Origin of the sequence: Acuticoccus kalidii (genome assembly GCF_021556395.1) — a bacterium.
GTDB classification, from domain to species: Bacteria; Pseudomonadota; Alphaproteobacteria; order Rhizobiales; family Amorphaceae; genus Acuticoccus; species Acuticoccus kalidii.
The window spans coordinates 1-13,685 of the sequence record NZ_JAKGCS010000028.1 but is presented as its reverse complement, the minus strand read 5'-3'; the positions used below and the strand labels follow the sequence as shown (position 1 = coordinate 13,685).

12 protein-coding genes and 2 pseudogenes are annotated in these 13,685 nt (G+C 63.9%); 7 read left to right on the top strand and 7 right to left on the bottom strand.

Going from position 1 to position 13,685, the window contains the following annotated elements:
- A partial coding sequence (locus tag L1787_RS18090) for a hypothetical protein (protein WP_235710522.1) occupies positions 1-542 on the bottom strand: 542 nt, incomplete at its 3' end.
- A gap of 85 nt (positions 543-627) precedes the next feature.
- Here L1787_RS18090 and L1787_RS18085 point away from each other — a divergent pair.
- The 3 genes from L1787_RS18085 to L1787_RS18075 all read left to right on the top strand — a co-directional run bounded on the left by L1787_RS18085 (position 628) and on the right by L1787_RS18075 (position 5,174).
- Positions 628-2,007 (top strand): AAA family ATPase, encoded by a 1,380-nt coding sequence (locus L1787_RS18085; RefSeq protein ID WP_235710521.1) that lies wholly within the window; start codon positions 628-630, stop codon positions 2,005-2,007.
- Positions 2,008-2,217: 210 nt separating this feature from the next.
- Positions 2,218-3,180: a ParB/RepB/Spo0J family partition protein gene (locus tag L1787_RS18080; protein ID WP_235710520.1), complete on the top strand. Its 963-nt coding sequence runs from the start codon at positions 2,218-2,220 to the stop codon at positions 3,178-3,180.
- Positions 3,181-4,058: 878 nt separating this feature from the next.
- Positions 4,059-5,174, top strand: a complete 1,116-nt coding sequence (locus L1787_RS18075; protein WP_235710519.1) for a replication initiator protein A — start codon at positions 4,059-4,061, stop codon at positions 5,172-5,174.
- A gap of 124 nt (positions 5,175-5,298) precedes the next feature.
- On the opposite strand, the pseudogene L1787_RS18070 reads toward L1787_RS18075, so the two are convergent.
- The 3 genes and pseudogenes from L1787_RS18070 to L1787_RS18060 all read right to left on the bottom strand — a co-directional run.
- Positions 5,299-5,635, bottom strand: a pseudogene (locus L1787_RS18070) (transposase); the annotation flags it as partial.
- A 67-nt stretch (positions 5,636-5,702) separates the two neighbouring features.
- Positions 5,703-5,810, bottom strand: a pseudogene (locus L1787_RS18065) (transposase); the annotation flags it as partial.
- Positions 5,811-5,941: 131 nt separating this feature from the next.
- Positions 5,942-6,148, bottom strand: coding sequence for a DUF2934 domain-containing protein (locus tag L1787_RS18060; RefSeq protein WP_235710518.1), 207 nt, complete (start codon positions 6,146-6,148; stop codon positions 5,942-5,944).
- A gap of 212 nt (positions 6,149-6,360) precedes the next feature.
- Between L1787_RS18060 and L1787_RS18055 the strand changes: the two genes are divergently transcribed.
- Positions 6,361-7,589 (top strand): IS3 family transposase gene (locus tag L1787_RS18055; protein ID WP_111352842.1). Its coding sequence is split into 2 segments (ribosomal slippage): positions 6,361-6,709 and positions 6,709-7,589, totalling 1,230 coding nucleotides; the frame shifts between segments, so codons are not numbered across the junction.
- A 151-nt stretch (positions 7,590-7,740) separates the two neighbouring features.
- Here L1787_RS18055 and L1787_RS18050 read toward each other — a convergent pair.
- The gene (locus L1787_RS18050) at positions 7,741-7,887 is read right to left on the bottom strand and encodes a hypothetical protein (RefSeq protein ID WP_235710517.1); all 147 of its coding nucleotides are present in this window, start codon (positions 7,885-7,887) and stop codon (positions 7,741-7,743) included.
- Between the two features lie 780 nt (positions 7,888-8,667).
- Between L1787_RS18050 and L1787_RS18045 the strand changes: the two genes are divergently transcribed.
- Positions 8,668-9,258 carry an exopolysaccharide biosynthesis protein gene (locus L1787_RS18045; protein ID WP_235710516.1) on the top strand — a complete coding sequence of 197 codons (591 nt, stop codon included), beginning with the start codon at positions 8,668-8,670 and terminating at the stop codon, positions 9,256-9,258.
- 40 nt (positions 9,259-9,298) lie between these two features.
- Here the strand turns inward: L1787_RS18045 and L1787_RS18040 are convergent, their stop codons facing one another.
- Complete coding sequence (locus tag L1787_RS18040) at positions 9,299-9,964, bottom strand: DUF4336 domain-containing protein (RefSeq protein WP_369415112.1); 666 nt, start codon at positions 9,962-9,964, stop codon at positions 9,299-9,301.
- A 255-nt stretch (positions 9,965-10,219) separates the two neighbouring features.
- Here L1787_RS18040 and L1787_RS18035 point away from each other — a divergent pair, with 255 nt between their 5' ends.
- Both L1787_RS18035 and L1787_RS18030 read left to right on the top strand, forming a co-directional pair.
- Positions 10,220-10,711 (top strand): DUF2243 domain-containing protein, encoded by a 492-nt coding sequence (locus L1787_RS18035; RefSeq protein ID WP_235710515.1) that lies wholly within the window; start codon positions 10,220-10,222, stop codon positions 10,709-10,711.
- A 60-nt stretch (positions 10,712-10,771) separates the two neighbouring features.
- On the top strand, positions 10,772-11,368 hold the full coding sequence (locus tag L1787_RS18030; protein WP_235710514.1) for an IS5 family transposase: 597 nt from the start codon (positions 10,772-10,774) through the stop codon (positions 11,366-11,368).
- 1,511 nt (positions 11,369-12,879) lie between these two features.
- Here the strand turns inward: L1787_RS18030 and tnpC are convergent.
- The coding region (gene tnpC / locus L1787_RS18025; protein WP_235706442.1) for an IS66 family transposase at positions 12,880-13,685 on the bottom strand (806 nt) is incomplete at its 5' end.

Below are 13,685 nucleotides of genomic sequence, written 5' to 3'. Positions count from 1 at the left end.
TCGACGCCGCCCTGCCGCGCCAGATAAGTCATCTGCGCCTTCAGCCCGGCGACGTTGCGGGCCCCGCCGGTCCGCACCATTTTTACAACGGCCTGTGCGCTGCGGCCAGGCACGCACGGCGGCATAGGTTTGCCGCCTGGCGCAATGTCCTCCCGGTGCGCCGCCATCAGCGATGCACGCATCGCGCCGCCTCCCCGGAACGTGATCTCGCCCCAGTCCTCGCCCATCACGGCATCGACGGCGGAGACGTGCACCGGTGCTGCTCGGCCACGCGCCAGAAGGCTGGAGATAGTCATGAGGCCGCCGCTTGGGAGAGGCGCGTCTCGCCGTCTGTGCGCCGCCGGGCGGTCCGCGTCCATCTGCATGCGTGGACGGCCGGTGAGCTTCAGGTCCAGAGCAGCGAAAATGTGCAGGAAACTGTCGAGTCTCTCCCCCTCCCTTCGCTCGATTCCAGATGTAGTGGCTTGGCGCAGGCCGTCGCGCTGCCATGTCGCTGCAAATTTTGAAAGTAAACAATTGCTGTCCTGCAGGCTAAGCTTCATGTCTTCGCAATAGGTCTATGTTTCCTTCCATGTGCCGCATCATGCGGCATCTGCGCTCAAACGCAGCATATGGAGTGGATCGGACATGAGCGACACACCTCCCTATCTCGGGATCGACCCCGACACGGCGCTGCGCGATCTCGGCGATCCGGCGACGACGGACAGTTTTGCAGACATCGCGCGCGCCTGCGCCGCCGGGCGCAAAGATCTCATCTCCCGCGGCCTGGAAGACGGCTGCGCACGACGGCTGCGCCCGTTCTCAACCTGGGAGATCACGCGTTACCTCATCCCCGTGGCGCCGGCCTACTTCCGCCGCGTCCTGCGCGCCAACCCGGATTTGCCGCAGGGCCAGTCCGAGACCGAGGGCGGCGCGAAGTGGTTTTCCCTCGACGAGGTGCTGCGGCTGCGCGCCCACTTCGGAGCGGAGGGGTCGAAGGCCAAGAACTACCTCCCCTGGCGCCCGGCGGGGCTTCCCGCCAAGCTCATCACCGTCGCCAACTTCAAGGGCGGCGTCGGCAAGACGTCCACGGCGGCGCACCTTACAATGTCGGCCGCACTCGACGGCTACAAGGTGCTGGTGATCGACCTCGATAGCCAGGGCTCGATGACGTCCATCTTCGGCGGAACAGTCGCCGACGAATGGGATACGGTTTTTCCGCTGATCGCCCGGCACTACGCGCAGCACCTCGAACGCGAGAATGCGCAGCGAGCCGCCCGCGGGACGGCTCCGGCCGAACTCGACGAGACGCTGTGCGAGGCGCTCGGGGTCAAGGCGTCGGACCTCATCCGCCCGACACACTGGCCCAACATCGACCTCATCGGCGCGCAGCTTAACCTCTACTGGGCTGAGTTCCAGATTCCCGTCTGGCGGATGGCGGCGGGCGGCTGGAACCTGTGGGACGCGCTGGGCGAGACGCTGGCCGCGGACGGCGTCCTCGACCAGTACGATATCGTCTTCCTCGATACGCCCCCGGCTCTCGGCTACCTGACGATCAACGGCCTGTCGGCAGCGGACATCCTGCTCGTCCCGCTCGGCGCCTCGTTCCTAGAGTTCGACTCCACCGGCCGCTTCTTCGACATGCTGCACTCGACCTTCCGCTCCATCGAGGACGGCGAGAACCGGGCGGCGCGCGCGCTCGGGCGGCCCGAAACGGTCTTCCAGTGGGACGCGGTGCGGGCGGTGGTGACGCGCTTCGACGCGGCGCAGCAGGGCGAGCTCGCGTCGCTGATGCAGGCCTATCTCGGCCGGACGCTGAGCCCGCACCGGCAGGATTTCACCGCCCTCATCGGTCAGGCCGGCGAGCAGGTGCGCGGCATCTACGAGGCGGATTACCGCGACTTCAACCGCGAGACCTACGCCCGCGGTCGCGAAACGTTCGACGCGACCTACGCGATGCTGAAGTCGCTCATCCTGGGCGCCTGGCGCCGCGACGAGGCAGCCGCCGCACGCGAGGCCGCCGAATGACGCGCTGCGCAACCAACCGGCCGATCAATTGCCGCGCCCGTTTCGCGTGCGAAACGCGTCGTCCGGCGTTTGTGACCTTCAACAGCCCGGCTGCGGGTTCCCATTGCGAAAGGGCTGCGTATGGCCAAGCGTAAACGCCTCATACCTGTCCGCTTCGACCAATCGGAGACTGCGGCGGAGGAAAGCCTGCCGGCGCCCGAAACGAAGAGCGTGGCGGGCGGAACGCTTCGGGACCGGACTCCGCCGGCTGGCGACGGCGCGCCCGACGACAGTTCCGCGCGTCCGGCTCGGCGCCATCCGCCGATCGCAGGGGTTGCCGGGGAGGCGGCCGCGATCGCCGCGCTCAACGAGATGGGGCAGGGGCTGGAGAGTGCGCGGGCCGAGGGGCGGCTGCTCGTGCGTCTTTCGCTTGACGATATCGACGTTTCATATCTGGTGCGCGATCGGATCGCCTTCGACACGGACGAGATGGAGGCGCTGGAGGAGAGCCTGCGTCGCCGGGGGCAGCAGACCGCGATCGAGGTGGCGGACCTCGGCGACGGGCGGTCGGCGGGCCGGTGGGGGCTGATCTCCGGCTGGCGGCGCGTCACGGCGCTGCGGCGGATCGGGGCATCGGATGTGCTGGCGGCGGTGCGCCGGCCGGACACTGCGCGCGACGCGTATCAAGCGATGGTGGAAGAGAACGAGATCCGCGCGGCGCTCTCTTATTATGAGCGGGCGCGGATCGTGGTGCGCGCGGCTGAGATGGGTGTTTACGCCGACGAGCGGCTGGCGCTTTCCGATCTCTTTGCCTCGGCGAGCCGGCCGCGGCGGTCGAAGATCGGCAGTTTCGTTCGCATTGTCCAGGCGCTCGACGGGGTGCTGCGGTTCCCGGCGTCGCTGCCCGAGCGGCAGGGGTTGGCGCTGGTCAAGGTTCTCGATGCGGACGAGGGGGCGGCGGAGCGGATCGGCGACGCGCTCAGGGCGGCCGATCCACAAGACGCGCGGGCCGAGGCTGCCGTTCTCGCGTCTGTGTTGGCGCCGCGCTCCGCCTCCAGGACGACGCGCCAGGAGGTGTATCTGCGGCCGGGGCTTCTGTGCCGGGAAACGGACGACGAGCTGGTGCTGAAGGGGCCGGCGTTGTCAGAGGCGCTGCGTGACAAGCTCCGCGCGTGGCTGCGGGAGAACGAATGAGGTGATTTCATGCGCGAAATTGGTAGGCGTGGGGTTCGCGCGCGAGAGCGCAATTATCGACCGATTTCCTGGCCGTCGGCGGTGCCGCCTGCTACTCGGTGCCTTGTCTATGACATCGGTGGAAACGGGTGGTTTTGTCCAGGGTTCGCAAGGGCTTGCAGCGATTGGCAGAGAGTGATGACGTCCGTTGTATGAGCTGGTGTTTAATGTGTTTCCTTTGCGTTTAGGTGTTTAGGCCCTGGAGGTGAGGGATATGTCACTGAAACGATAGGAGAAATTGTCTTCCATGTGGAGGCTCGGGTGGGTGATTCCCGACTCCCGGTGGGTGAATCCCGATTTCAGGGTGGGTGAATCCCGAGGAGCGGTGGGTGAATCCCGATTCCGCCTAACCGTGCAGAAGATCGCCCCGGTTTGCAGGACTTGCGTTCTCCAGGGGCAAATCCCGACCCGGAGGAGGCGCGCGAGGCTGATTTTCGCGCGAATTGCGGCTCTCCGAGCATGAAACAGGGTGAAACGGCGGTTGGCCGCGGACCGGGGAGACGTCCGGTCGTCTGAGGTGGGTGATTCCCGAGTCTCTTATTCATGACCGCAGCCCGGCACGCACGATGCGCAAAACAGTCCGGTTCCTGTGGGGTTTTTTGCCGGAGGAGATGAGGGGGTGTCCGCCTCTGCTTTCGCCGGTCCGCGGAATCGGTGACAGTCGGTGGGTGATCCCCGATGAACCGTGTGCGTTTCCCGAAGGATTCGGCTAGGTCTTTCTGCGGATCTGAGGGAAGGAGTTCTCGACGGGTGGGTGATTCCCGAAGTCGAGCGCGCCGAAACGTGGCGTCGCCGCGCGCCGCGGACACCCCGGCGCAGGCGCAATTCGAGGTATGGGCATGAGCAAGCTCGACGAGGCGGTGGGCGATTCCCGACAGCTGACCCTCACGGCGCTCGGCTTCGACGAGCGGGACGACCACGGGGGGCCTACCCCGCTCAAGGCACGCCGCGCGCTCCAGAGCGACCTTTTCGTGTGCGACCTCTCCGATGTCATCCTCAAGGACGACATGGCCTCGATGGAGCACCCGTTCTACTCCCTCACCAAGAAGCCCGACAGGGAGCCGCGGCGCTACACCTACGGCAACAAGTGGATCGAGTTCCGCCCTTCGGTGAAGGGGCTGCCGACGATCTACGACAAGGACCTGATCATCTACGCGATCAGCCAGATCATGGCCAAGCACGAGGAGGGCGAGCCGCTCCCCAAGACGGTCGAGATCGACCCCTACGCCTTTCTCGTCTACACCCAGCGCGGCACCGGCGGGCGCGACTACGATGCCCTGTGCGACAGTCTTGACCGGCTGGACGGCACGCGCTTCCGCACCAATCTCGTCTTTGAGGGGACGCGCAAGGACGAGTGGATGGGCATCATCGACCGTGCCGCGCTGGAGACCGACGAGAAGAGCGGCAAGCCCCGCAGCCTCAGGATCACGCTGTCGGACATGGTGCTGGAGGCGATTGAGCGCCGCGCGGTGCTCACCCTCCACCGCGACTATTTCCGTCTCAAGCGCCCGATCGAGCGGCGCGTCTACGAGCTCGCCCGTAAGGCGGTGGGGCAACAGGACAGCTGGAAACCCTGGCCGCTCTCGCGCCTGCACCAGAAGTCTGGCTCGCGCTCGGCGCTGAAGGAGTTCCGCCGCGCCATCAAGGAACTCGCCCGCAGCGATCACCTGCCGGACTACCGCGTCGAGTTCGACGAGGCGAAGGACACCGTCACCTTCTACAACCGCGGGACGATGCCGCGCCGCAAGTCTGAGGCAGGGCAGGCGGTACCCTCGATCGACCTCGGCGAGGATTGGCAGCAGCTCGCGCGCGACAATGCTCCCTCGTGGGATCCCTATATGCTGAGGCAGGAATGGGAGCAGTGGTGCGCCAAGTCGCGGCGGCCAATCAAGAAGCCCGCCGCCCACTTCGCGAAGTTCTGCCAGACTTGGTACCAGAACCACGGCGAAGCCTAAGCTGGGCCGCCGATCAGACCTTCGTAGGCGCGCGGTGTGAGTCATCGTATCAGTTCGGTTCGCGGGCCTCTTTGGGGGGACCGACATCATCGATCTTTCAGAGTCGGAACTGAGGGTACAACCCGATCAGCGTGCAGGCGCGCCGCTGCGACAGGCCGCGTTTATCGCATAGGCCACGGCCGCGCGACGCTCCGGCACGCTCACCATTTTTGCAGCAATCTCTTTCATCACCTCGATCTCGAGGTCCCGCTCGACCACCAGCTTCTTCAGCCGGGCGCTCTCCGCTTCCAGCTGCTTCAGTCGCCGTACGTCGTCAGCCTTGAACGCGCCGAAACGCTTACGTCACGTGTAGATGGTCTGCTCGCTGACGCCGTGCCCCTTGGTCACCGTCGGTATCGTGTCGCGTCCTCTTCCAGCACGATCGACACTATCTGCTCGTCCGTGAACCTCGACTTGCGCATCCGTCCCTCCATCCAGAACGGCAGCCTCTCAAGGAAGTGTTGGTCCGAAATTACCGGGGCAGGTCATGGCGACCGACGAGACCGTCTCGCCCGGCTCCAGGCTCTCCTCGATGATCCGCAGTTTCTCCTCCGTCGACCAATACCGGCGACGGCGCGTTTCGGTGATCAGCTCGATCCGCTGATAGACCTACGACATAAGCCCGTTCTCAATGGATATCCTTGAGCCTTCCTGCTTACGCCAGCTGTCCGATCAAAACGGGGGGCACTTCAAATAGACCGTCTACTCGACGGCATCGGTTAGTTTAGTTAAGGCTTTTTGGCAGAGGATTTCTCATCCCGCAGAGTCGATCCTCCGTCTGGCATAGGCGCGAGATCGCCACCAAGTGCATCCTGCAACTCACGTTCGGCTTGGTTCCAATGCTCTGAATGTCGCCCGTCCGGCTGACCGTCACGCTTCCATATCGCGTACGCTCTTTCACGGATGCGTTGCTCGTGATCATTAGGAGTTTCCATTTGTCGCGGTCCATCTAATGGCTTCCCACCCAAGAGGGTCAGCCAGTTAATTATGTATCAATCTTCTTTAGATAAAATACTTCGCCATAGATTTGTTCCTGCGCATGATAAATTTAGACAGATACGGCAATGTCGGTGATGGAGCGCACCCCGTTTTGACCGGACAGGTGGCATAGCCGATAAGGCATAGGCATCCGCCTATGAGTACGACTATGTCGAAAGCTCCTGATGGCCCGTTTTCTCGGGTTGAAGTGATCACTTCCGTTCAGCGCCGGCGGCGATGGTCGACCGCCGAGAAGGTCCGCCTCGTCGAGGAAGCGATGCAGCCGGGAATGAGCGTGTCCTTCGTGGCGCGGCAGGCGGGTGTCTCCCCGTCGCAGCTCTTTGCCTGGAAGCGCCGGATGCTGGAGGGCGGCCATGCCGCGGTCCAGGCCGACGAGGATGTCGTCGGTACGTCGAGGGTCCGCGATCTGGAGAAGCGGGTCCGCGACCTCGAGCGCCTGCTCGGCCGCAAGACGATGGAGAACGAGATCCTGAAAGAGGCGCTCGACGTCGTCCGCCCAAAAAAACGGACGTCGCCCTTGCTGTCCTGGAGCGATCCGACGGACGGTTCACGGTGAGCGCCGTGGCGCGGACGCTCGACGTCGCTCGTTCCTACATCAACGAGCGACGCGGCAGGACGGTGACGCCGCGGGGGCCCTACCGCAAGGCCGAGGACGCCGAGTTCCTGGCGCCGATCCGTACCATCGTCGATGCTCGGCCGACTTACGGCTACAGGCGTGTGACGGCGCTGCTGAACCGTCGCCTGCGCTCTGAGGGGCGCCCGACAGTCAATGCCAAACGGGTGCTGCGGATCATGCAGCATCACGGCCTGACGCTGGAGCGCCACACGGCGCGTCGTCCTGGCCGAACGCATGACGGCGTGGTCATCGCACTGCGCTCGAACGTGCGCTGGTGCTCGGACCATCTGGAGATCCACGCCCGCAACCGCGAAGTCGTGCGCATTCTCTTCGTCCTGGATGCCTGCGACCGCGAGATCATCGCCTGGTCGGCCGTGGCGCAGGCCGGCATCTCCGGCGAGATGGCGCGCGACCTCATGGTCGCCGCGGTCGAACGCCGCTTCGGCACGACCAAGGTTCCGCATGCCGTCGAATGGCTGTCGGACAACGGCAGCGCCTACATCGCCAAGGACACCGCCGACACCGCCCGTGCCCTCGGCCTTACACTGCTCTTCACGCCCGTCCGCAGCCCGGAGTCGAACGGTATGTCCGAGGCCTTCGTCAAAACGCTGAAGCGCGACTACGCCGGCATCAGCATTTTGCCCGACGCCGACACCATCCTCGCCTTGCTCCCCGGCTGGATCGAGGATTATTGCGAGGTCCACCCGCACTCAGGATTGAAGTTCCGCTCGCCGCGCGAGTTCATCAGGCTCAGTGCCTAAATCCAACCGCCGCTTGTCCGGTGAAATGGGGTGCACTCCAGGTGATTGCATCCCGCGCGAGCCGCTCTGCGACCGATCTGCCGCTCGACCATCTCGTCGCGCTCGTGCGACCACCGGTCGGTGTGGCATGTCTATGATCCGCCCCGTGCGTTCAGCCGGTCAGGTCGATGAGGGGCAGGCCCGTCGTTTCGTTCCTCCGCCGCCTGAGGCGCGCCGACGCCTCGGTCACAATGACCTCCACCTGCTCGTCCACCGGGATGCGGTGGTACTCCTTTGCGTCGACGTCCCAGAACCCCAACGTCAGTATCGCTGAGCGCGCCGAGACCCGTGAACTAGTTGCGCCTCCTTCGCGAACTGCGTCAGTCCCTCCACGACCTCATCGCCCTGATCGGACAAGACGATGAACGCCGTACGCTCTCCCTCGCTGGAGAATGCGGCTGCGCATGATCGTGCCTCCGATGGTGGTTTTCTATTCCAACGGTTTGCGACCTGCGGAAACCCGTCCGATGTCGCAGGGCGAAAGTAGCTCGATCTTTTTCGCCGACGGATGGATCAATCACGGGCTCGGTGCAGTTGCCGTATGAGGCGCGAGATGCCGAGAGCGTGGGCCGACTGCCCCAACGTGCCTGCACTCCGGGTCAATCTAAAAAGCCAATGGCCCGGGTTTTGGCGGTAAGGCCGGCAGTCCCGGCGTCAGCTCCAGCGATCTGTATAGTGTAGACCGCTGGGCGAATAGCAGATCAAGCACCTGCCGGTGCTGAACCGCGACAAGCGCCTCGTCGGGCGACGTATCGCTCGCCGACATCGCCGGGACTAGGACCGCCCGTCGGGGAAGCCGTCGAGGGTCTCTCCAGTTCTGGTGGCGCCCACTCGCAGGGGTTGATCAGTCTCAAACGGCCGGCGATCTGCGTGGATTGTCGGCCTCGAACATAGTCCCGGTTGAGGCGGCGCAGCCAGGATGCGTCGTCCGAGATGAGGCCGAAGTCATCCTGAAGGCGGGTCGCCTGCTGATCGCAGGATCTAAGGAAGGCATGCCGATTCCATCGTAGTAATTCCAAGGTGACTAACTGGAGGCAGCATGGTGGCTGGCGCACGAAGCTTGAGTAAAGTTTTCTACGATCTTGACAGCGCGTGCGAGCGTGGGGACAGGGTGTCGGTCGACCGAGCGGTCGAAACGCTTGGCCACCGTGGGTTCGGCCCGTTCCTCTTTGTTCCGGCGGTGCTTGAGATGTCACCGATCGGAGTCATCCCCGGGCTTCCCACCGTGCTCGCCGTCTTCATCGCCGTGACCGCAGTCCAGATCGTCGCGGGCCGTTCGCACCTTTGGCTTCCAGGCTTCTTTGAGCGTCGCACGATATCAGCGGAGCGATTGAGTACTGCGATTGCAGCGATGCGCCCGGTGGCCACACGGTTCGACCGATGGTTCCACGAGCGGCTCCCGGCATTCACGGGACGGCAGGTGGTCAGGATCGGGGCGATCGCGTGTTTGGCTTTTTGCCTCACGGTCCCACCGCTGGAGCTTGTGCCGTTCGCAAGTACAGTGCCGATGGCGGCGATTGCGGCGTTCGGCTTTGCCATAATGGTTGGTGACGGCCTCCTCATGGCCATTGGTTTCGCGCTCGCTGCAGGGGCGGTCGTCGTCGGTCTCGGCTTCATTGGCGGAGGTTAGCGGCGGGGCAGCGGGTGCGATTCAGGACCGGCGGGCGACTTCAAGGTCTCCGCGCTTGGCTGATGGTCGACGCCGGCCGCTCGAACAATGCATTAGCCAGCGCAACGACCGTTCGAGCTCCGCGCGGGCGTTGCTGTTGAACCAGCGCCCGTGGGCAAATCATGCGCTCGGGCGCCCATTCGATCAGGCGATAAGCGGCTTGCTGTGCAGCGTCGCGGTTGAGCCGCATCGCGAAGCGGAGGTGTATCGGGGCCTTGCCGTCGGGCGCCATCGAGCCGGACACCGTGAGCGCTGCGCGGCCCGCGCCGCTGGTCTTCTCGCGCTCGAAGTTCTGAATGAGGTCGGCCAGGATCAGCGTGCGTGTGGCACGATGCAGGAACGCGATCTCGCTGATGCCGAGGCCGCCGCGCACAAGGCACTGGTCAAAGTCCTCCCGCCAGTCCGGCGGCGCGGCGTCGCCGAGATCCTCGTCGATCGCGACACCGGATTGCGCGACGCTGGGTCGGAGACGCAGGCCCGGCGCAGCGAAAATCTTCGCATCGCGGCAGGCCTTCTGCCTGTCCTTCAGGAACATCCAATGGGCGATGTTTGGTGCCACGAGGAAGCGGATCGGACCCAGCGCCTCGATCTGCGAACGCAGCTCGTCGGTGTACGCGGTGGGAGAGTGCAGCCACATCGCGTCGGAAGCGAGGCGGACAACGGTCATACGGATGGGTATAGTGAGGCCGAGGGTCCGGAGCGGTCGACCGTCGACGATCCAGGTGTCGTCCGCGACGGGCTTGAGAACGTCGAACGGTGGGTAACCGCCTTGGCATCGGTTTCGGCCATCGGTCCTCTCCTGACGGTGCCCGGCGTACATTGCGACCGGGCGGCTTCAGCGGGTCTTTCAACTTGTTTCGAGAACTCGCAGCACCGCGTGCGCGTTCACCGAATAGGCTTCGAAGACGCCGGGAGCGCAGCGATGGACCGAGCTGAGCGAAAATTTCCAACGGCAGCGGGAGTTCTCTTCGGCCTCGGCCTCGGAGGGTTCTTCGACGGCATCGTCCTGCATCAGGTCCTGCAGTGGCACCACATGGTGACAAGCGCCGGCTACCCCGCGAATACGGTACGCAACCTCGAGATCAACACCTTCTTCGACGGGCTGTTCCACGCATCGACTTACGTGTTCGTCGTGCTGGGCCTCATCATCCTGTGGCGGACGGCGCACCGCAGCCACCTGTGGTGGTCTTGGAAGCTGCTCGTGGGCACAGTCCTGATCGGCTTCGGCACGTTCAATCTGGTGGAGGGCATCATCGACCACCACATCCTCAGCCTGCACCACGTTAACGAAACTGTCCCGCGCAAGCAATGGATCTACTGGGACCTCGGTTTCCTGCTTTCGGGTGCTGGTATGCTCCTCGCGGGATGGATCGTCTATCGCCGTGGCAAACGGGTCAGCGGGCCGGGCGCCTAGGCCGGGATTCCCCAAAGTCCGATGTCGTGATTCAAACTCTTAGTGGATGGAAGTTTGAATGTGGCGCGGTACGATCTGAGCGAAGTCGAGTGGTCGATCATCGAGCCACTTTTGCCGCCGTCACTGCCGGGCAAGCAACGGGTGGACGATCGATGCATCCTCACTGGCATCTTTTGGATCCTGCGAACGGGCTCGCCTTGGCGCGATCTGCCAGCTCGGTACGCTCCGGCAAGGACGGTCTATAATCGCTTCAACAGGTGGGCGAAGCGCGGTGTATGGCTCGCTGTGTTCGAGGCGCTGGCCCGCGACGAACCGGCCGCTCTTCAGCTGATCGACAGCTCCATCGTCAAGGCGTCGGCACGCCGCTGGCGGAAAAAAGGGGGCCAGTGGATCCCGCACCGCCAGGTCATGCGCGATCCACCCGCTTGGGAGGTCCTCGGTCTGAGAGAACTCAAGATCCTCTTCCGATTGGAGGTGGAGCATATGCGCCACGGCGGCACCCACAATGGACGCCTGAAGGTCAGCTATACCAAGATGACGGAAGCGGGGGCCAAAAGGCGGCAAGGCATTCCGCGTGCGCTGCCCGCCTGGAGCTGCTCGGGTTCATCAAGGTCGCGAGAAGGGCTGGATGTTGCTGCCGCTGGAACAAAAGCGTGAGCCGTTATGCCTCAAACGTCTACACGCTGACTTACGTCGTGGTCGTGACGATCATTACGTTGGCGTCGTCATCCCGGCACCACCAATTTCTGATGATTTGAAAAGGTGGACCACGGACAAGCAGGTGGCCGAGGCGCTGGCCGCACTGGACGAGGACCGGCGCGGCGGTCGTATCCAGACATTTCCCTCCCCGAGATAGTAGATGAAAGTAACCTGCACCTAGGAAAATAGCCCGAGTACACCCGGCGAAAAAAAGCACAGCCCCGGTCGGCGCTCATACTGACCTGATTGTGCTGTGACCGACATCACTTACAGAGATGGAGAGCTATCGATGGCCGAAGTCGTTTATTCGCAATCAAATCAACCCCCTTAAGAGGCAGAAGATAGGTCAAACCCTGGGCGCCGCGACCACCGCACCCCACCTTGCCCGGAAGGACCCGGCCACCGGCCGTCCTCCGCAACGTGGCGATGAGGCAGGTGGCGGCCTACCGCCGGGGAGGCGCTAGGTTCGACATGTTGAGCAATGGTATAGGTCGCTCATGATCGGTTTCGCCTTGTGCTCGTCGTAGCCACGCAAGACGTCTTGCCGCGGCCATAGATGTTAGATGGTCGGCCGACGCTGATGTGATCTCAAATGGACCGCACCCGTTACAATCGTATAGTCGCCTCGTCGGATGCGAGAGGCGATACGTCATGGCGTTATCCCCGCCACAAACGGGGCATCGCTGGAGGCCGAACCTTGCCATTGAATGCCCTGTTGATGGGGGATGGTTGAGGGGTCGATGCTTTATGAAAACGAGCGACCCAGCATTTTCGAGCATCGAGCTCTGATCAACTTTCTTTTCAACACAGAGAAGGGGCTCTTCAGTCGACGCGCTACGGGGCGTCGAAGTTAACCCTCTGCATTGGCTTGGGCTTGTCGAGTGCAGTTGGCCATGATCGCCTGCAGCTTGCAGATACATGGGATGACGGCATGAACAGACGTAGACGATTAGCTCGCCGAAGAGCAGAGGTGACACGCTTGTATCAGCAAAATTATGTCCGGGAACGGCGCGAGTTGAGAGGGTGGACCATAGACGTGCTGGCCGACATCGCCGAAGTCGACGTTACGCTACTCACCATATTTGAGGAAGAGCATGATCCGAGGATGGGTTTGGGGGCGCTGATGCACGTTGCGCGCGCCCTAGGCTGCGAGTTTGACGAACTATGGCACCCGCCGGCCGAAAGTGGCCGCACACTGCATTAGCCCGCTCAGGAGACAGGGAGGCGGTCTGACTCTTGGGGGCGGCCGAGCTCCTAAACGGTCAGGCTTCTAAGTGGCATTGTATCGGAGCTTTCACCTCGCGAACTATCTTCGGGTTGGCATGCAGGGAGAGCGCAAAATGTCCGAATGGTTCGTGGAACAATTCCCAATGATCCCCGCAAGGGATCTGCCGTTTCGCTTATGCATGGCGGTGCTTCTGGGTAAGCATTCGGTGAGGGCCGCGGGTACTGTGGATCGCGGCTATGGCTCAGGTGGTTTCGGCGGAGGACGCCGGCCCCTTCCAGTTCCATGGCAGCAGCTCGTGGAGACGCCCCTGCGGCATCGCGGCGATCCGGATGAGTACATCGGCGAGCCAGGCCTGCGGATCGACGTCGTTGAGCTTCGCTGTGGCGATCAGCGTTGCCATGGCGGCAGCGCGGTCGGCGCCGCGCTCGGAGCCGGCGAAGAGCCACGCCTTGCGGCCGAGGGCAAATCCCCGGAGCGCCCGCTCGGCCGCGTTGTTCGTGATGCAGATCCTGCCGTCCTCGAGGAAGCCGGCGAAGCGGTCCCAGCGCTTCAGCATGTAATCCATCGGTTTGGCGACGGCGGCCGATCGCGACAGGCGGGCGCGTTCCTCGCGTAACCACGCCTGGAGGTCTGATACGAGCGGCGCGCTCACCTCCTGTCGCACCCGCAGTCGCTCCGCCGCGTCGAGGCCGTTGATGGTGCGCTCGATGTCGAACAGCGCGTCGATGCGCCGGACGGCCTGCAGCGCGACCGGCGAGATGACCGGCGCTCGGCCGTCGCGCCGGACCCGCGCGGCGATGTCGGCGAGTTCGAAGAACGGACGCCGCGCGTGCGCCCAGCACAGCGCCGGCGTGACCGCGCCCTCGGCGCGCGACGGATCGTAGAGCGTGTTGTACCCGCTGTAGGCGTCGGCCTGGAGAATGCCGGCGAAGCCGCGCAGATGGCGCTCGGGGTGCTCCTGCCGCCGATCGCGCGAAGCATAGTAGAGCGCGGCTGGAGGCGCCCTCCCGCCGAACGGCCGGTCGTCGCGGACGTAAGCCCAGATGT

What these genes read in the sequence shown, in the direction of transcription:
- L1787_RS18045 (WP_235710516.1), top strand. Translation starts at nt 8,668, where the DNA reads ATGGTGGCTGGCGCACGAAGCTTGAGTAAAGTTTTCTACGATCTTGAC.
- L1787_RS18040 (WP_369415112.1), bottom strand. Translation starts at nt 9,964, where the DNA reads ATGACCGTTGTCCGCCTCGCTTCCGACGCGATGTGGCTGCACTCTCCC.
- L1787_RS18060 (WP_235710518.1), bottom strand. Translation starts at nt 6,148, where the DNA reads ATGGAAACTCCTAATGATCACGAGCAACGCATCCGTGAAAGAGCGTAC.
- L1787_RS18085 (WP_235710521.1), top strand. Translation starts at nt 628, where the DNA reads ATGAGCGACACACCTCCCTATCTCGGGATCGACCCCGACACGGCGCTG.
- L1787_RS18075 (WP_235710519.1), top strand. Translation starts at nt 4,059, where the DNA reads ATGAGCAAGCTCGACGAGGCGGTGGGCGATTCCCGACAGCTGACCCTC.
- L1787_RS18035 (WP_235710515.1), top strand. Translation starts at nt 10,220, where the DNA reads ATGGACCGAGCTGAGCGAAAATTTCCAACGGCAGCGGGAGTTCTCTTC.